The sequence below is a fragment of the Elusimicrobiota bacterium genome (genome assembly GCA_040757695.1).
Lineage (GTDB): Bacteria > Elusimicrobiota > UBA8919 > UBA8919 > UBA8919 > JBFLWK01.
In genome coordinates this window covers 1-16,920 of the sequence record JBFLWK010000004.1, presented here as the reverse complement: position 1 = coordinate 16,920, position 16,920 = coordinate 1, and the positions used below count along the sequence as shown (strand labels likewise).

Below are 16,920 nucleotides of genomic sequence, written 5' to 3'. Positions count from 1 at the left end.
AAAATCAATACCATATACCTCTTGCCAAGATACTAAATACTACACCTATGATGTTTGAGGCAAGTATATTAAATGCTGAAAAATCTAATTGTGAGTTTAGTTTTTTGATTGATAGCCGTTGACCAATAACAAGCACAACTGCAACTGGCAAGATAAACCAGTACCATTTACCCGGTATTATAAAACAACCTACGAGCATAAGCCGTTCTATAATTCCGTGATATTTTTCAGCAGTGATAATTCTTGCATCGCTATAGAACAACTTTTTAAGAAAATATATAAAAATAGTAGAAAAATGCGATACAATAATAAATATAATAAATAACAAAACCCATTTTTCTGTTCTAACGCCTATTGGGTCTCGCGGTGCTAAAACAAATATCAACAGAATATGCACAAACTGGTCCCACAGAAAAAAACCAATACTATCAGGTGAATTATATTTTGTAATACTATAGACACGCCACTGGTCTTCAATAATATGCGTTATTCCGAGAATCAAAAGTGCGACCGCAAAATCTCTTAAAGGCAGATACTGGTAATTTATAGCAACTGCAAAAAACAGAAAAATAAGAACATGAAAAAATACACCTGAAATATCTTCGCGTTTCCATTTCGCAATTCTATCCGTCTGAAATGTAAAATCAGCCAGAAGATGCGCTAACAACAATCGCCAGAAAAAATACATAAACCTCGTTTCACTCGGAGGTTAAAGGTATAAATTAAAATAAAAATTTTAACCTTTAACCTTTTACCTTTTACCTGCCTTTAACCTGCCTTTCTATCACTTCATAAATTTCAACTGGTTTCTCTTTGCCTTTGACTTTAGTTGTCCCAAGCGGTTTGGTTTTTATAAAGTCCTTTACATACTGATATGTTGATTCAGAGATAATTATATGTGTTTTGAATTCTTTATTGAGTGATTCAAGCCGTGCACCGAGATTTACATTGTCGCCGATAATAGTGTAGTCCATTCGTTCAATAGAGCCCATATTGCCAACAACCATTTCGCCTGTATTTACACCAATACCTATATCTATAATCGGTCGGTTTTCAGCACGCCATTTTTCTTGAAGTTTTGCCAGTTCATCCATCATTTCAACTGCGCAAAAAACTGCTCGTTTTGGGTGGTCATTCTGCGGAAGTGGCGCATTCCAAAAAGCCATTATAGCATCACCAATAAACTTGTCAAGTGTCCCCTCATACTTAAAAACAATTTCAGTCATTTTTGTAAGATACTCGTTTAACAGAGTAACAACCTGTTCCGGTGTTGACGCCTCTGAGAGTGTCGTGAAACCACGAATATCCGAGAATAAAACCGTCATTTTCTGTCGTTTGCCGCCCAGCGAAAGTGTATCCGGGTTTTTCATCAGTTCGTTTATAACTATCGGCGAAAGATATGAACCGAACGCCTTCTTCAGCCATCTTTTCTCTTTCTCTTCCGTGATAAACCGCCAGGATGTGATTGATAAATATGAAAGCAGTATTAAAGAAGTAGACGGGCTATATTCCAGCCAAACCTGTTTCTGGATAAAATAATACCAGCAGAACAAAGACCAGCCTGTAAAAACTAAAATTGTAAACGCAGTTGATTTCCATGGTGACAGTTTAGGCAGAAAAAATGTAAAAACAATTCCAACAATAATTATGGACAGGAACCCAACCCAGTCAGGTGAGTATGCGATAAAGTTGGAATTTATTAAAGCGTTGATATTGTTCGCAATTGTTTCTATTCCTGGCATTGTCGGTGAAAATGGTGTAACATGCCGGTCGCCAAGCCCCGCAGCTGCATAACCAACAAGCACAATTTTGTCTTTTAGTTCTTTTTCGTTTACCTCATTTTCATTTTCAAGAATTTTGTAGTATGGAATATACTTAAATGTTTCAAACTCGCCACAGTAATTCACAAGCATCTCATTGTTAAAATCAAGTGACAGATTCTTAACCAGATTCTTCCATGGCTTATCTAAATATGCAGCAGTAATCGCTACTGAAATATGCGGATAAAGTGTTCCCTGATATTCTATAACCGGTTTGATTTTTCTAACAACACCATCGGTTTCAGGAAAGATATTAGGTGAGCCAAGCAGTGCAGAACCTTTCGCCATTTCTTCAAGTGGTGGCTTCGCTTTGACAGGGATACCTCTGACAACCTCAAATAGTATTTCATTGACGCATCTTTTGGATTTTGTGATTGCATCTGCCAGTAATTTATCACTTTGTAGATTGCTTTTTTCTATAAAAAGTACATCAAACCCGATTGTTTTAACACCTGCGTTTATAAGTTTGTCAATCAGTTTCGCATGAACGCTTCTATCCCAAGGCCATCTACCAAGATGTTCTAAACTGGCTTCATCAATTGCGGCAACTACTATTTCACCAGTTGGATTTTTATGTCCGCGAAGTTTAAGACGAAAATCGTAAGATTTATATTCAAGCGGCTGGAATAATCCTAAAAAATTGAATACCAGAACCACCAATACTGCTAATCCACCAATAAGATAACCGATTGTTCTTTGCTTCATAATAAAATCACGAATACCTAATCACGAATTACATCACGAATGTTCACGAAAAAACAACTGAAACAAATTGAAACTCATAGAAATTCATTGTCGTGCCACAGGCAGATCCGCCTCTGGCGGACAATTCATCGTAACTTCTAAACAACTAATTTCTATGTATTTCTACTGTATTTCTATTTATTTCAAAGATTCTATTCGTGTGCCCTTATTCGTGATTTACCGTTTTGTCCACTGAAAACTCTTTCGCGCTTTAGGTCTGCCTGCTTTTTTTCGTTCTACCATGCGGTCATCACGCGTAAGATACCCTTCTTTTTTCAGAATACCTTTGAACCCGCTATCCACTAACGCAAGTGCCCGAGCAACTCCATGCCGTATTGCTTCTGCCTGTGCCATCACACCACCACCTAAAACGGTTATGCTGGCATCATACTGCGAGAAACTCTTAGTGGCATTAAATGGTGCTGTTGCGATTTCCTGTAATCTTAAAAGCCCGGAAAAATAATTATTGACTGGCTTGTTATTGACGATAACCTTCCCGTTACCAGAATAGAGTTTAACCTGCGCAACTGCTGTTTTTCTTCTGCCAACCGTATTGATTATTTTACCTGTATCCTGAGCCATCGCTCCCCCTTCCCTCCCTTCCCTTCTATCCATCCACTAATTTGGGCTTTGTCTGTAAAAACTTTTAAGCGTTTGAACCTTTTTGCTTTTAACCGATTCTTAGGAAGCATCCCATTAACAGCATCTTTTACAATTTTTTCAGGGTTTGTTTTTATTAAGTCCTTATAAGGTAGTACTTTTTCGCCGCCGGGATACCCTGAATGCCTGAATGAAATCTTTTGTATAAGTTTTTTACCTGTCAATTTCAGTTTGGCTGCGTTTTCAATAACCACAAAATCGCCAATATCTTTGTTAGGCGAATAATCCAGTTTACTTTTGCCTTGTAAAATGTTAGATACCACACTTGACAATCGTCCTAAAACCACATCTGATGCATCTATTAAATACCATTTTCGGTCAACCATAATTTTTACCTTCCTTTTTTGTATATCTGCTGTTCTATAATTTTTTATTATACAAAACTTTTTTTGTTTAGTCAATTAGATTTTGTATTTTTTGGCTCCTTCAGAATAACTCACTTTGTAGGTCTTGGCGGAGAGGGTGGGATTTGAACCCACGATCCCGATTTTATCGGGATACACGCTCTCCAGGCGTGCGCACTAAACCAAACTATGCGACCTCTCCATATAACTACAAGTTCATATGTTCTGACGTTCTTGAGTTCTACAGTATCTTATGTTGTTGATATTTTACTTAAGAACCATAGAACTTCAGAACTTTAGAACTGTTCTAACTGCTTCTGGAATTTTTTCTACTAAATCCGACGGTAACATTGATATTTGTGTTTTCTCTTTTGCGGCTAAATCACCGGCAAGTCCATGTAGATAAACACCAAGGCAGGCAGCATCTATTAAACTTCTTGTTTGTCCAATAAATGCAGCAATCATTCCTGTTAAAACATCACCACTACCGCCAACTGCCATTCCAGGATTGCCAGTTGTATTTATGAAAATTTCTTCGCCATCGGTAATCACCGTCTCGTAACCTTTAAGCACACAAATAAGATTATACTCTTGGGCAAACTTTTTAGCAATTTTTTCACGGTTATTTTGGATTTTGTTTATCGGTATGTCTGTTAAACGACTCAATTCACCCGGATGTGGTGTTACTATTTTGTAAGATTTTGTTTTTTTAAGAACCTTTAAATTTTTTTGTATATTATTTAAGCCATCTGCATCTATTACAATCGGGCTCTTATTTTTTAATAAAAAGTTTGCTGTAAAAATCCGTGTTTTTTTATCAGTTGAAATACCGCAACCAAAAGCAACAGAACTAATTTTTCTATCTGCAATAAAATCTACAAGAACTTCCGTTGCTTTCAGTGAAATTGAACCTTCTTTATCTGGAATAGGCAGTGTCATTATTTCTGGCGGTAACCGTTTTGTTATTGATTCATAAAGTGATTCCGGGAATGCAAGTGTTGTAAGTCCGCTGCCTGACCGAATACAGCCTAAAGAACATAAAATAGCAGCACCAGTATATTGTGTGGAGCTGGCAACTATCAGCGTATGCCCAAAATTACCCTTGTGTGAATTAGCCGGTCTTGCCTGTATTAGTTTTTTAATTAACGCAGTAGTCAAATTTTTCATAATTTCTAAATTAGTGTTTATTCGTGTTAATTCGTGGTTATGCAGTTTTCTGGAAAACTGCAAATGCTACGGCATAATCGTCAGTATGTGAAAGCGAAAGCGAAATTTGTTTCTGCAAATGTTTATATTTTTTTGCCAAGATAACTTCCGGTTTCCCATCTTCGGTATTTTTTATAGAAATATCCCGGTGCCAAATGTCCTTTTTGCCAAGCGCTTTCCAAACTGCTTCTTTTGCAGCAAAACGAACTGCAAAATGCTGCCATTTGTTTTTTTTTGAATTACAATATGAAATTTCTGTCGGTGTATAAACCTTTTTAACAAATTTTTTATTTTTCGTGATTATTTCTTTTATTCTTTTTATTTCAATCATATCTACACCTATTGAAACCATACGCCCCCTATTTTTATTATATCACAATTATCTAACTTTGTAAAGTGTAGTGGTTTTATCAGAATATATTCTCTGCCAACCAAATTTCTCAAAACCAGCCCTGTGAGAATATATCAATACTGCGTCTGTATTTTCTGGTAAGTTCCCTTCGGCAGTGTTCAAAAGCCTGAAATGGTTTTTTATGAAATCAACTGGATAAATGGTATCATATCTGCCGTCTATAGAAACTAAAGCATATGGATAAAAATGGAATAAGATATACTCGCCCCAATCAAATTCGCAGAAGATATTTCCTGAAAAATTTATTTTTTTAAGATATTGAACTGCTTCCACAGGATAAGCATTGTTATCAACCTCTATTTCTATTTTCGGCTTAAAATACACGGAAATGACCGTCAGGAAAACAATAATTACAAAAATCGCTTTAGAATAAATCTTTGTCGGCAAATCCAAAAAATAGAACCTTATTACCGGCAACGATACAATTGCAAAAATCGGTATATGTCTTATTGATGTCAGCGATAAAACCAAAAATAAAATTGGTAAAACAATTTCAGAAAAACTGATTTTTTTTAATTTTGTAACGGTAAAATATGAAAAAACTAATACGAAGCCCCAGTAACCGGTGAAATCAATATCAAAAAAATGTGAAGGCTGCCAGTCGGTAATATAACTTCTTGTCAGTGGATTAAAAAATGCTCTGAAAATAGCCGACCATAATTCCCAATTATATGGATTTATAAAACTTAAAGCGATAGAAATCAGAGAAATCAACAGTATTTTTTTTCTATCAACCGAGAATACTGTGAAAATCAAAAGATACACAAGCCCTGCAACAAACCCACCGTGCAGATTTGCCCAAAACAAAAAAAGTATTGGGATTAGCAGGAAAATTTTTGTTCTAATCAAATATATCAAAACTGCAAAAAATAAAAATGTAAAAATCTGCGGTCTGAAATGCCAGAATGGTATCACCGTAAAAAAAATCAAAAGATACGCGATGATTGAGCCTTCAAAATTGTCAGTTTTTACAATCCACCACAGACAAAAACAAAAAACAAGTCCCACAAACAATCGCACGAATATAATACCGTAATCAGAAAAATTTTTATAAAAACACCAGAATATAATTTCCGACAGCCACTCATGGTTGAGCCATTTGAGTCCATTGGCGGTATAGGAAAAATCGTCCGTTTCGGGAATGCTTTTTGCTTCGTAAATCGTCTGACCGAATTTTATATGTCCCCAATAATCTGGGTCTGCCATTGAAAAGGAAAGAAAGACCGATGCTGAAAATAAAAAAAGCCATATAGTAATTAACATATTACATCTGGCTTTAAAATATGGAGTCATATTAATTCTTCGCTTCTTATTGCGCGGTATGTTTTATTCTTGTAATTGAAAAAACAGGCAATCGGGAATGCTAATCCGATGGTATTGTTCAGATTGATTTTTTCAGGATTTGTTTTTTCAATTTTCCAATTAGTCCAATTGGACTAATTGGATTTTTTATATCTTAATTTAAGACCACGGGCACTTCTTTTAATTTTTTTATGCCTGAATTTCAACTTCCCTGTTTTCATCAACTTTTTAAGATGGTACTGCGCCGTCGTATGTGAGGCAAAACCCATATACTCGGCTATCTCCCTATTTGTCGGTGGGAAACCTCGTCTTCTTTTTGAAGTTTTTATAAACTTTAATATCTTGTTTCTAATTTCTGGTTTTTTCATTTAGACCAATTGGACTAATTGGATTTTTTTAGATACTCGTTAATTGCTCTTGCTGCCCGTTTCCCAGCACCCATTGCTTCTATTACAGTGGCAGCACCTGTTGCAATATCGCCACCTGCAAAAATTCCCGGAATACTTGTAGCACCTGTTTTCTCGTCAGTAATAATATTCCCATGTTTGCCAAGTTGGAGTCCTGGAATTGTTCTTGGAATAAGTGGATTAGGATTTTGACCTATTGCAATAACAGCAGTATCAATATCTATAATAAATTCAGAATTTTGTATTGGAACAGGCCGACGTCGGCCGGAAGCATCAGGTTCACCTAACTCCATTTTCAAACATTCAACCTTGATAACATTATTGTTTTCATCGCCGATAAATCTAACAGGTGCTGTGAGCAAATGGAATTTTACACCCTCTTCTTTTGCGTTTTCTATTTCTTCTAACCGAGCGGGCATTTCTTTTTCTGTCCGACGATAGATAATTGTTACATTATCAGCACCTAACCGCAGTGACACCCTGGCAGAATCCATTGCAACATTTCCAGCACCAAATACTACAACATTCCTACCGATATTTATTGGTGTATCATATTCAGGAAAAAGGTATGCTTTCATTAAATTTACTCTTGTTAAAAACTCGTTTGCGGAATATATCCTGTTAAGATTTTCGCCAGGAATACCCAAAAATTGTGGAAGCCCGGCCCCACTACCGATAAAAACTGCTTTATACCCATCATCAAAAAGTTCTTGAACTGTTTTTGTTTTCCCAATTAGTACATTTGTACTAATTGAAACACCTAATGATTTGACATAATTTATTTCATACTCTACAATTTTTTTGGGAAGCCGAAACTCTGGAATACCATACATCAAGACACCACCTGGTTGGTGAAGCGATTCAAATAAATCCACATTATAGCCCATCTTTGCTAAATCAGCAGCGCAGGTAAGCCCAGCAGGTCCTGAACCTACAACTGCGATTTTTGTTTGTTGTTCGTTGTTCATAGTTCGTGGTTTCTCTTGCTTCTTGTATCTTGTATCTTGTATCTGTTCTATTCCCCAGTCAGCGATAAATCTTTCAAGACGACCGATTGCTACTGGCTCATATTTTTTGGTAAGCACACATTTTATCTCGCATTGTGTTTCTTGAGGACAAACCCGACCACAAATTGCAGGAAGATTGTTTTTATCTTTTAGAATTTTTATTGCTTCTTCAAAATTTTGTTCAGCAATTTTTTTGATAAATCCCGGTATATCTATCTCAACAGGACAGCCTTCTATACAGGTTGGTTTTTTGCATTGCAGACATCTTTTCGCTTCAAGTATTGCTTGTTCTTCTGTATAGCCCAATGCAACAGATGCGAAATTTTTTACTCGCGCTTTTGCATTTTGGACTGGCATTTTCTGACGGGGTATTTTCTCCATTTTTTGAATACAGATTACATGGATTTTTAATGACGTTTACGCAGATTTTAACTTACAGTAATAGTCTAGAGATTCTTTTTCTTTCTGTTTAAATAACGAAAGCCGACAGGTTAATTCATTCCAATTAACTAAATGGCCATCAAAATCAGGCCCGTCAACACAGGCAAATTTCGTAACACCGCCAATAGAAACCCGGCAGGCACCACACATGCCTGTACCATCAACCATAACAGGATTCAAACTGACAATTGTTTTTAAGTTGTGCTGTTTTGTGATTTCAGAAACAACTTTCATCATTGGGACTGGACCAATTGCGAAAACTATATTAGCGAGTGGCGAGTGGCAAGTAGCAAGTAGATTCTTTAACACATCTGACACAAAACCTTTCTGCCCATAACTACCATCATCGGTAGTAAGATAAAATTCATCAGAGATATTTTTTATTTCATTTTCTAAAATTACGAAACTTTTTGACCGGGCTCCAAGGACACTGATAACTTTGTTGTTTTTTTCTTTGAGTGCTTTTGCGATAGGATACATCACAGCGACACCAACACCGCCGGCAACACATAAAACAGTCCCGAAATTTTCAATATGTGATGGAACACCAAGTGGACCTACCACATCAAGAATAGCATCGCCTGTTTTCAGTCTACCCATTTCAGTAGTTGTTTTACCAACTTCTTGAACAAAAAGTGTAATTGTACCTTTTTCTTTGTCCTTATCAGCAATTGTTATTGGGATTCGTTCACCTTTTTCATGAAGCCGTAAAATAACAAACTGACCAGGAAGCACTTTTTTTGCAATTTCTGGCACTTCTATAATAAATTTATTGATATTTGTTGCTGGTTCTGTTTTTCCTAAAATCTTAAACATTATTATTCCCAATTTCAATTAGTACAATTATACTAATTAGATTTTTTATATCTTAATTTAAGACCACGGGCACTTCTTTTAATTTTTTTGTGTCTGAATTTTAATAATCCCTCTCTCTTTAACACTGTTAGATGATACTGTGCCGTAGACGGGAAAGTAAAACCCATATATTCCGATATTTCTCTCACGGTTGGAGGAAAACCTCTCCGGGCTTTTGAGATTCTTATAAATTTCAATATCCTTTTTCTAATTTCTGGTTTTTTCATTTAGTACAATTGTAGTAATTGGGATTTTATTTTATACGCCCACAAATAGGGCATTTTGGATTTTTAGAAATTGGCATTTCTGAAAAAGTCATATTTCTACCGTCAAAAATCAACAACCGCTTTTTAATATTCTCGCCGATACTAACGATATACTTTATTACCTCCATTGCTTGAAGACAGCCGATAATGCCTGGTGTTGCACCTAACACAGGAAATATTTTTTTCGGTGGTGGTACTGGAAAAACACATTTTAAGCAAGGTGTTTCAGGAATTTTCACAAAAGTAAGCCGACCTTCCAACCCATATACAGAACCGTGTACAAGTGGTATCTTTTTTATTTTTGAGCATTTGTTCAATATGAATCTTGTAGAAAAGTTATCCATACAGTCAACAATTATCTGTGAATTGCCAACCAACTGATAGATATTTTTCTCTGTAATTTTTTTCTCTATTGCTTCAATATTTACATCCTGATTTATTTTTGCTAAAGTGATTTTTGCAGAGATTGCTTTATTTACACCAATTTTTGATTCGCCATGAAGAATCTGTCTGTTCAGATTAGAAAGTTCTGTCTTATCGCAATCGCAGATTTTGATATTACCAACACCCGCGGCAGCAAGATACATTGCACAGGAAGAACCCAGTCCTCCAGCGCCAGCAATAAAAACAGTCGCTTTTTTCAGTTTCTCCTGTCCTTTATTTCCAAAACCATCAATTAAAATCTGTCTTGAATATCTTTCTAGTTCTTTTTTACTAAGCAATTTTGACATCGCCCCAAATTCCGATATTGTCGCTGATAATCACGACTACACCAATTACTTTTTGCAATGATTTTGCGAAATTTATTGCTTTTTGTATATCAGATTTTTTATTTACAATATTCCCAATTGCAGTAGCACAAGCATCGGCAAATGTTGCCGATTTTGCAATAACGCAGATAGCATCCGCCTTACCAAAACTTAAAGAATGACCTACTGTGCCAGATGATGTACAAACGCCGAGTGGTGTTTGCTCAGGCAAAATTTGTAATGTTACTTTTTTAGAAAGTTTAGATGCGCCTGCATAAATCCCAATTTTTCTGGGTTTGATGGTCTTAACAAAGATATCACCACCATTTTCAATTATTACATTCTGAGAATACTTTAATAATTCGTTGCCGACGAATTCGGCAATTGCACCTGCTACTGAAGCCATCGGTCCTACACCGACTTTTGTAGAATTCTGAGCCATTTTTTTGACAATTGCAGCTGCAAAATTTTTTACTTTATACGGACTAAGTGTAAATTGGAATTGTGGGTCTCGTTTTATATAGTCAATTATTTCTCTACGATATTTCAACAGTAACGGATATGTTTTATCAGTTAAGTCGCTATCTGCAAGTATGAAAAGGTCAGATTCTTTTTCAATCACCTCAAATGCAACAAGATCATCTGCAGATTGAAAATCTCTATAAACTCTGGGTTCATACATCTCCCCCTTCCCTCCCCATTATATTCCGCTACCGTCTGAAAATTTTTCATCTGATGCAAAAAACTCCTGTTCTATTTCTTTCTTTTTTTTCTCAAGATATTTATCTATTTCAGCGGTGATACCTTCAAGTGATTCAACCTTTTTTAATCGTTCTTCCAGTTTTTCCTGTTCTTTTACAATAAATCTAATCGCATCTGCAACCGGGTCTGGTAGTTTCCCGTGTTCAAGCATTTCAATATCCTTTGCTGAAAAACCAACTCCGACGCGAGCCGGAATACCCACAGCCGTAGAATTTACCGGCACATCAGTAATGACAACTGAACCTGCGCCGATTCTGGAATTATCGCCGATTTTTATGGGACCCAACACGGCGGCACCTGTACCGATGGTAACATTGTTTCCGATTGTAGGATGCCTTTTTCCTTTACTTAACGATGTCCCTCCGAGCACAACACCCTGATATATGAGAACATCATCACCTATCTCAGCCGTCTCGCCTATTACAACCCCCATCCCGTGGTCTATAAAAAACCTTTTTCCTATTCTGGCACCGGGATGAATCTCAATGCCTGTAATATGCCGTGAAATTTCAGAGATTATTCTTGCAATTGTAAATCTGTTATGTCTGTAAAACCAGCCGGCAATACGATGAAACCACAAAGCGTGAAGCCCGGGATAGCACAGAAGCACCTCAACGATATTTTTAGCTGCGGGATCTTTTTCAAAAATAACTGAAATACTTTCTTTCAATTTTTTAAACATAGTTCATTCCTTTTTAATGCAGCGGTCAGGATACGGCATATAATTTCGTTATATGTAATCCCGATTGCTTTAGCAACCAGTGGAAAAATATCAATACAGCCAAGGTTAGGCAGCGGGTTACATTCCAAAAAATATACCGTATCTTTCTCGTCAACCCGAATATCAACTCTGCCGAGGTCTTTTACTTTAAGTGCTTTACAGGCGGTCAAGGCGACTGTTTTCAATTTCTGGCAGAGTTTTGTTGAAATTTTACAAGGGCAGATATATTCTATTTCATTATTTGCGACTCTATTATATGTATAAAAATCGTTACCTAAAAATGTTCTACCGTTTATTATTGTCTGAACCGGTGGAAGCGCTACAGGCGGTGTATTTTCAATCACTGCTACTGTGAACTCGCTGCCTGCAACAAATTCTTCTATCAGAACAGGTTGGTTATATTTTTCTATAAGCGATTGAATTTTTCTAACAAGTTGATTAAAATCTCTACAAACAGAATCGTCAGAAAGCCCTTTGGAGGTTCCTTCCTGTGTTAGTTTTACAATTACTGGATATTGCAAACTGAATTTCTTCTTGTTTAATTGGGCAATATTTTCTATCTCCAAAAATTTGGGTGTTAACACGCCGTAATATGAAACGATTATTTTTGCGAGTGGTTTATCAAGTGCAAGAGCCATTGTTAAAGCATCACTGCCTGAATATGGTATCCCAAAAAGTTCTAAAATTGTTGGCACCTGTGCTTCACGGTTTCTACTGTTGAGCCCTTCGGCGATATTGAAAACGAGGTCCCATTTTTTATCCTGTACAATTTTTTTCAGAAGCGAGTGTGCATCGCCAATTTTTTCAATTTTATGTCCGCTTGATTTAAGTGCAGTTTCTATTTCTGAAATTGTTTCGTCTGTATCAAATTCTGCATATTTATCAGGTAAATCGCCGGATTTTAGTTTGTAGTTTGATTTTGCATCGTAAGTAAATCCGATTTTCAATTTTTTCATAGTTTCCGTTTTATAAGTTCAATTGTAAACGATTCAATTACATCACCAATTTTTAAGTCAGTAAACCCGTCCAGCATAATTCCGCATTCATATCCTTTTTCAACTTCTTTTACATCATCTTTAAATCTTTTAAGTGAATACAGTTTCCCTTCAAAAACAATTGTATTATCCCGCAGTAGGCGGATACCGCCAGTTCTTGAAATTTTGCCGTCTATTACGGAGCAACCGGCGATAGTACCTACTTTTGAGATTTTGAATATTTTAAGCACCTTTGCCCGACCTAGATAGATTTCTTTTTTGTCTGGTTCTAAAAGCCCTTCTAATGCAGATTTTATATCATTGATAACCTCATAAATAATCCGGTATGTCTTTATTTCAACCTCTTCCCGTTGGGCAATAGTCATTGCTGAAGTTTCGCTTCTTACATTAAAACCGATTATAACAGCATCAGACGCGGTAGCAAGTATCACATCTGAGTCGTTTATTCCACCTATACCGGAATGGATTATTTTTACTGCCACTTCTTTTGTTGATAGTTTTTCTAACGAATCTTTTAATGCTTCAAGCGAGCCACGAACATCTGCTTTAAGGATTATAGGTAGTTCTTTAAGTTTGCCTTCTTTAATACTTTTATGCAGGTCTTCAAGTGTAAGATGTTTTCGTTGCAAAAACTTTTCTGCCTTTTTTGTTTGCTGTCTAATCTCAGATATTTGTCGGGCTTCTTTTTCATTCTGAATAACAAAAAACCTGTCACCTAACTGTGGTGTCCATTGAAAGCCCATCACCTCAACCGGTGTAGACGGACCTGCTATTGACAATCGTTTTTTTCGGTCGTCGTGCATTGCCCGAACTTTGCCATATGTGATACCGGCAACAAAATAGTCGCCAACTTTAAGTGTCCCATTTTTTATGAGAACTGTTGCTACAGGACCTACTTTATCTGAAACATGTGCTTCTACAATAACTCCCGTTGCAGACCTATCAGGATTGGCTTTTAACTCCATCATTTCCGCCTGGATAAGTATCATTTCTAAGAGTTTATCAATCCCGATATTTTTTTTTGCCGAGAGTTCAACCGTGATTGTTTTGCCACCCCAGTCTTCTGCCTGTAGATTCTGGTTTGCCAACTCCTGTTTCACTTTTTGAACATTAGCAGTAGGCATATCAATTTTGTTGATAGCAACTATTATAGGCACATTTGCGGCACGGGCATGGTCTATTGCTTCTATTGTCTGTGGCATCACCCCATCGTCTGCGGCAACCACCAAAATAACAATATCTGTTACATGCGCACCGCGAGCACGCATTGCAGTAAACGCCGAATGACCCGGTGTATCCAAAAAAACTATCTCACCACTCGTAGTTCCCCCCCCGCCTGAAACTTTCACCTTGTATGCACCGATATGTTGAGTAATCCCGCCTGCTTCTTTTTCGGCGATATTTGACTGCCGTATCGCATCCATCAGTGTTGTTTTGCCATGGTCAACATGTCCCATAATTGTAACAATCGGTGCACGTGGCTTTAACTTTGCGACATCTTCTGCGTATTCATCTGCTATCTCTTTCTCGCCATAAAGCGGGATAACCTCAATATCATAGCCAAACTCATCAGCAACCATTTTAGCAATATCAGTAGCGATTCGTTGGTTAATGGTTGCCAGTATGCCTAATGACATCATTTTTTTGATAAGTTCTGCAGGTTTCAGGTTCAGTTTAGTTGCGAGTTCTGCAACAGTAATTGTTTCATCAATTTTTATTTTAGACCTTGCAACAACAGGTTGTGGTGGCTGGGGTGGTGCTGGCGGTGCCACAGCCACAGGTGGCACGATTGGTTCTACAACAGTGGGGGGAGGTACAGGTTTAACTTCAACAGGCGTAATTTTTTCTTTTTTCAGTTTTTTGAGAATCCCGGCAGGCGGTATTCGTGTCGGCTTCGGTTTTGGAGCGATAACTATCCCTTTCGTCCCCAATTCCCCCCTTTTTTTTTCTTCCCTACTTGGTTTTGTTGTTTTCTGAGCGACTATTTTTGTTTTCTTTACTTTTGGTTTTTTAGGTTTTGTTTTTTCAGTTAATTTACTTTTTTTCTTCACTGGCATTTTTTGCCTCCAAGAGATTTTTGGCAGAATTTATTATTTTCTGTGCAGTTTTTTCGCCGATACCTTGCAATGCAGTTAGTGATTCAGTTGTAGTGTTGACGATAGATTCAAGTGTTGTAAAACCTGCTTTTACAAGTATTTCGGCAGTTTTTTCGCCAACACCATCAAGTCCGGTGAAATCATCTATTTTTTGTTCTTTTTTTGCTTCTGTTATAGACTTTCGTTCTGTTTCGGATTCTATATCAATATGCCAGTTGGTCAATTTTGCTGCTAACCTGACATTCTGCCCGTCTTTACCTATCGCGACTGAAAGCTGGTCATCTGTTACCAGCACTTTTGCCTTTTTTTCAGATTCGTTAATTTCTACTGATATAACCTTGGCAGGGCTTAATGCACTAATAATATATGCCACAGGGTCTGTTGAATACGCAACCATATCTATTCTGGCACCTTGAAGTTCCTGAATGATTGCTTTGATTCTAACTCCTTTCACACCTACACACGAACCGACTGCATCTACTTTTGGATTATGTGAAAGAACTGCTACTTTTATTCTTGACGATGGTTCTCGGATAATATTTTTTATCTCAACAGTATTATCGTAGACCTCTGGCACTTCCAATCGGAAAAGGTGCTTGATTAATTCAGGATGAAGCCGTGAGACAACCATCTGAGGTCCTTTAGGCAACTTTTCAACTTTTAGAACATACACTTTCAGTCGGTCACCGATATTAAATTTTTCGCGTGGACACTGTTCTCTAACCGGCAGTATTGCTTCACCGCGTCCGATATCAATAATCATATTTTTGCCGACAAATTTGTAGACCATACCATTTAATACTTCACCAACCCGTGCTGAAAAATCTGTATACAGATTTTCTTTCTCTATCTCCCTGATTTTTTGGATAATCACCTGTTTGGCAGTTTGTGCTGCAATTCTTCCGAAATCATCTATTGAAACTTCAAACTTCAAATCCATATCCAGTTTTACTTTTGGTTTAAGTTTTAACGCCTCTTCAAGTGAAATCTCTATATCAGGACTGCCAACTTTTTCTACAACCTTTTTGATATGGTATGCCTTGATTTTGCCTGTTTGTTCGTCTATATGGACTTCTAAATTCAAATTTTTGTTCCCTGAATGTTTTCTAAACGCAGAAACGAGTGCTATCTCAATTGTTTTAAGCAGGTCAGTTTTTTTTATACCTTTTTCACGCTCAATCTGTTCTAAAACCGGCAAAAGTGCAATCGTCTGTTCAGCCATAATAACACCAGTGATTAAGTGATTAAGTGATTAAGTGATTAAGTGTCAGATTGTTACAGCCGATTTCATCGGCTTCGCAATGACATTACTAACCACTAACCACTTATCCATCTGTTTATCACTGTCTCCCTATTTTTAGTTTTGCTTTGGCTATTTTTTTTATCGGAATAGTGGTGGTACCGTTTTTAGTATCAAGAATTACCATTCCTTTTTTTATAGAAATTATTCTACCTTCTACATAACTTTTTATATTGCCGAATGGCTCAGTTAGATTTATCATAACTGTTTTGTTTGTATTTTTTACAAAATCATTTTCAGAAACTAACGGCCTATTAAGTCCTGGTGAAGAAACTTCTAACTCGTAATTTGAAAGATTTAAGTTACTGCCGTCTAACAGAAATCCAATAATTCCACTCGCTTTTTCACAATCAGCAAGAGTCACTTTCTCCGCTCCGCCTTGTCTATCTATAAACACTTGGATACTGGTTCTGTTCCCAAACCGCCCTGTTTTTATCTCAACAATCTCATAACCTTCTTTTTCTATATCTTCTTTTATAACCTCAAGAATTTTTTCTTTCATCTGCGGTTCTAAAAATAAAGAGTGGTTTTTAGCCACTCTTGTGAAAGCACTTCACATTGTGTACGGTGGTTATTATACAAAATTAAAAAATTTTGTCAAGAGGGGATAGTGCAATTTTATTATATTACCTTTTTCCAATCCCGCCTCAAGATTTGCCATAAGGGATAGGTAAGGTCGGTAAAAGCGAAAATTTTTTTGCAGGGCTGTTAGATAGAAATTAAAAGTAGACACTTTACGAATTAAAAGTAGACAGGTTCAAAGTTCAAAAGAAGACAGCCCAAGATCACTAATTTTTACTTTTTGAACATCAACAAGTTTGTTGTTACACCAG

At 36.8% G+C, this 16,920-nt stretch carries 18 protein-coding genes and 1 tRNA gene; all 19 read right to left on the bottom strand.

What is annotated here, in order from left to right:
- Positions 1 to 4 precede the first annotated feature (4 nt).
- The 19 genes from AB1349_01115 to rimP all read right to left on the bottom strand — a co-directional run bounded on the left by AB1349_01115 (position 5) and on the right by rimP (position 16,589).
- Complete coding sequence (locus tag AB1349_01115) at positions 5 to 688, bottom strand: DUF3307 domain-containing protein (protein MEW6555937.1); 684 nt, start codon at positions 686 to 688, stop codon at positions 5 to 7.
- Positions 689 to 758: 70 nt separating this feature from the next.
- Positions 759 to 2,525, bottom strand: a complete 1,767-nt coding sequence (locus tag AB1349_01110) for an adenylate/guanylate cyclase domain-containing protein (GenBank protein MEW6555936.1) — start codon at positions 2,523 to 2,525, stop codon at positions 759 to 761.
- A gap of 216 nt (positions 2,526 to 2,741) precedes the next feature.
- Entirely contained in the window at positions 2,742 to 3,146 is a 405-nt protein-coding gene (gene rpsI, locus AB1349_01105; GenBank protein MEW6555935.1) for a 30S ribosomal protein S9, read from the bottom strand.
- Positions 3,122 to 3,550, bottom strand: a complete 429-nt coding sequence (rplM, locus tag AB1349_01100) for a 50S ribosomal protein L13 (GenBank protein MEW6555934.1) — start codon at positions 3,548 to 3,550, stop codon at positions 3,122 to 3,124. Before rplM ends, rpsI begins: the two co-directional genes overlap by 25 nt.
- A 125-nt stretch (positions 3,551 to 3,675) precedes the next feature.
- Positions 3,676 to 3,770 (bottom strand) — tRNA-Ser (locus AB1349_01095).
- Between the two features lie 86 nt (positions 3,771 to 3,856).
- The gene (locus tag AB1349_01090; GenBank protein ID MEW6555933.1) at positions 3,857 to 4,735 is read right to left on the bottom strand and encodes an NAD(P)H-hydrate dehydratase; all 879 of its coding nucleotides are present in this window, start codon (positions 4,733 to 4,735) and stop codon (positions 3,857 to 3,859) included.
- Positions 4,736 to 4,772: 37 nt separating this feature from the next.
- Positions 4,773 to 5,126: a holo-ACP synthase gene (gene acpS, locus AB1349_01085; protein ID MEW6555932.1), complete on the bottom strand. Its 354-nt coding sequence runs from the start codon at positions 5,124 to 5,126 to the stop codon at positions 4,773 to 4,775.
- A 27-nt stretch (positions 5,127 to 5,153) separates the two neighbouring features.
- On the bottom strand, positions 5,154 to 6,449 hold the full coding sequence (locus AB1349_01080) for a hypothetical protein (GenBank protein MEW6555931.1): 1,296 nt from the start codon (positions 6,447 to 6,449) through the stop codon (positions 5,154 to 5,156).
- A 173-nt stretch (positions 6,450 to 6,622) separates the two neighbouring features.
- Positions 6,623 to 6,856, bottom strand: a complete 234-nt coding sequence (locus tag AB1349_01075; GenBank protein ID MEW6555930.1) for a hypothetical protein — start codon at positions 6,854 to 6,856, stop codon at positions 6,623 to 6,625.
- 14 nt (positions 6,857 to 6,870) lie between these two features.
- Positions 6,871 to 8,283: an NADPH-dependent glutamate synthase gene (gltA, locus tag AB1349_01070; GenBank protein ID MEW6555929.1), complete on the bottom strand. Its 1,413-nt coding sequence runs from the start codon at positions 8,281 to 8,283 to the stop codon at positions 6,871 to 6,873.
- Between the two features lie 36 nt (positions 8,284 to 8,319).
- Complete coding sequence (locus AB1349_01065) at positions 8,320 to 9,159, bottom strand: sulfide/dihydroorotate dehydrogenase-like FAD/NAD-binding protein (protein MEW6555928.1); 840 nt, start codon at positions 9,157 to 9,159, stop codon at positions 8,320 to 8,322.
- A gap of 32 nt (positions 9,160 to 9,191) precedes the next feature.
- The gene (locus AB1349_01060; protein MEW6555927.1) at positions 9,192 to 9,425 is read right to left on the bottom strand and encodes a hypothetical protein; all 234 of its coding nucleotides are present in this window, start codon (positions 9,423 to 9,425) and stop codon (positions 9,192 to 9,194) included.
- Between the two features lie 26 nt (positions 9,426 to 9,451).
- On the bottom strand, positions 9,452 to 10,195 hold the full coding sequence (locus AB1349_01055) for a HesA/MoeB/ThiF family protein (protein MEW6555926.1): 744 nt from the start codon (positions 10,193 to 10,195) through the stop codon (positions 9,452 to 9,454).
- Complete coding sequence (locus AB1349_01050) at positions 10,179 to 10,895, bottom strand: UPF0280 family protein (GenBank protein ID MEW6555925.1); 717 nt, start codon at positions 10,893 to 10,895, stop codon at positions 10,179 to 10,181. Before AB1349_01050 ends, AB1349_01055 begins: the two co-directional genes overlap by 17 nt.
- A gap of 18 nt (positions 10,896 to 10,913) precedes the next feature.
- Positions 10,914 to 11,657 carry a serine O-acetyltransferase gene (gene cysE / locus AB1349_01045; protein ID MEW6555924.1) on the bottom strand — a complete coding sequence of 248 codons (744 nt, stop codon included), beginning with the start codon at positions 11,655 to 11,657 and terminating at the stop codon, positions 10,914 to 10,916.
- Positions 11,642 to 12,652 (bottom strand): hypothetical protein, encoded by a 1,011-nt coding sequence (locus AB1349_01040; GenBank protein ID MEW6555923.1) that lies wholly within the window; start codon positions 12,650 to 12,652, stop codon positions 11,642 to 11,644. Before AB1349_01040 ends, cysE begins: the two co-directional genes overlap by 16 nt.
- On the bottom strand, positions 12,649 to 14,748 hold the full coding sequence (infB, locus tag AB1349_01035) for a translation initiation factor IF-2 (GenBank protein ID MEW6555922.1): 2,100 nt from the start codon (positions 14,746 to 14,748) through the stop codon (positions 12,649 to 12,651). The genes AB1349_01040 and infB overlap by 4 nt, the downstream gene beginning before the upstream one ends.
- Positions 14,726 to 16,009 carry a transcription termination factor NusA gene (gene nusA / locus AB1349_01030; GenBank protein ID MEW6555921.1) on the bottom strand — a complete coding sequence of 428 codons (1,284 nt, stop codon included), beginning with the start codon at positions 16,007 to 16,009 and terminating at the stop codon, positions 14,726 to 14,728. The genes infB and nusA overlap by 23 nt, the downstream gene beginning before the upstream one ends.
- Before the next feature lie 118 nt (positions 16,010 to 16,127).
- Positions 16,128 to 16,589 (bottom strand): ribosome maturation factor RimP, encoded by a 462-nt coding sequence (rimP, locus tag AB1349_01025; GenBank protein ID MEW6555920.1) that lies wholly within the window; start codon positions 16,587 to 16,589, stop codon positions 16,128 to 16,130.
- Between the last annotated feature and the right edge of the window lie 331 nt (positions 16,590 to 16,920).

What these genes read in the sequence shown, in the direction of transcription:
- AB1349_01115 (MEW6555937.1), bottom strand. Translation starts at nt 688, where the DNA reads ATGTATTTTTTCTGGCGATTGTTGTTAGCGCATCTTCTGGCTGATTTT.
- AB1349_01110 (MEW6555936.1), bottom strand. Translation starts at nt 2,525, where the DNA reads ATGAAGCAAAGAACAATCGGTTATCTTATTGGTGGATTAGCAGTATTG.
- rpsI (MEW6555935.1), bottom strand. Translation starts at nt 3,146, where the DNA reads ATGGCTCAGGATACAGGTAAAATAATCAATACGGTTGGCAGAAGAAAA.
- rplM (MEW6555934.1), bottom strand. Translation starts at nt 3,550, where the DNA reads ATGGTTGACCGAAAATGGTATTTAATAGATGCATCAGATGTGGTTTTA.
- AB1349_01090 (MEW6555933.1), bottom strand. Translation starts at nt 4,735, where the DNA reads ATGAAAAATTTGACTACTGCGTTAATTAAAAAACTAATACAGGCAAGA.
- acpS (MEW6555932.1), bottom strand. Translation starts at nt 5,126, where the DNA reads ATGGTTTCAATAGGTGTAGATATGATTGAAATAAAAAGAATAAAAGAA.
- AB1349_01080 (MEW6555931.1), bottom strand. Translation starts at nt 6,449, where the DNA reads ATGTTAATTACTATATGGCTTTTTTTATTTTCAGCATCGGTCTTTCTT.
- AB1349_01075 (MEW6555930.1), bottom strand. Translation starts at nt 6,856, where the DNA reads ATGAAAAAACCAGAAATTAGAAACAAGATATTAAAGTTTATAAAAACT.
- gltA (MEW6555929.1), bottom strand. Translation starts at nt 8,283, where the DNA reads ATGGAGAAAATACCCCGTCAGAAAATGCCAGTCCAAAATGCAAAAGCG.
- AB1349_01065 (MEW6555928.1), bottom strand. Translation starts at nt 9,159, where the DNA reads ATGTTTAAGATTTTAGGAAAAACAGAACCAGCAACAAATATCAATAAA.
- AB1349_01060 (MEW6555927.1), bottom strand. Translation starts at nt 9,425, where the DNA reads ATGAAAAAACCAGAAATTAGAAAAAGGATATTGAAATTTATAAGAATC.
- AB1349_01055 (MEW6555926.1), bottom strand. Translation starts at nt 10,195, where the DNA reads ATGTCAAAATTGCTTAGTAAAAAAGAACTAGAAAGATATTCAAGACAG.
- AB1349_01050 (MEW6555925.1), bottom strand. Translation starts at nt 10,895, where the DNA reads ATGTATGAACCCAGAGTTTATAGAGATTTTCAATCTGCAGATGATCTT.
- cysE (MEW6555924.1), bottom strand. Translation starts at nt 11,657, where the DNA reads ATGTTTAAAAAATTGAAAGAAAGTATTTCAGTTATTTTTGAAAAAGAT.
- AB1349_01040 (MEW6555923.1), bottom strand. Translation starts at nt 12,652, where the DNA reads ATGAAAAAATTGAAAATCGGATTTACTTACGATGCAAAATCAAACTAC.
- infB (MEW6555922.1), bottom strand. Translation starts at nt 14,748, where the DNA reads ATGCCAGTGAAGAAAAAAAGTAAATTAACTGAAAAAACAAAACCTAAA.
- nusA (MEW6555921.1), bottom strand. Translation starts at nt 16,009, where the DNA reads ATGGCTGAACAGACGATTGCACTTTTGCCGGTTTTAGAACAGATTGAG.
- rimP (MEW6555920.1), bottom strand. Translation starts at nt 16,589, where the DNA reads ATGAAAGAAAAAATTCTTGAGGTTATAAAAGAAGATATAGAAAAAGAA.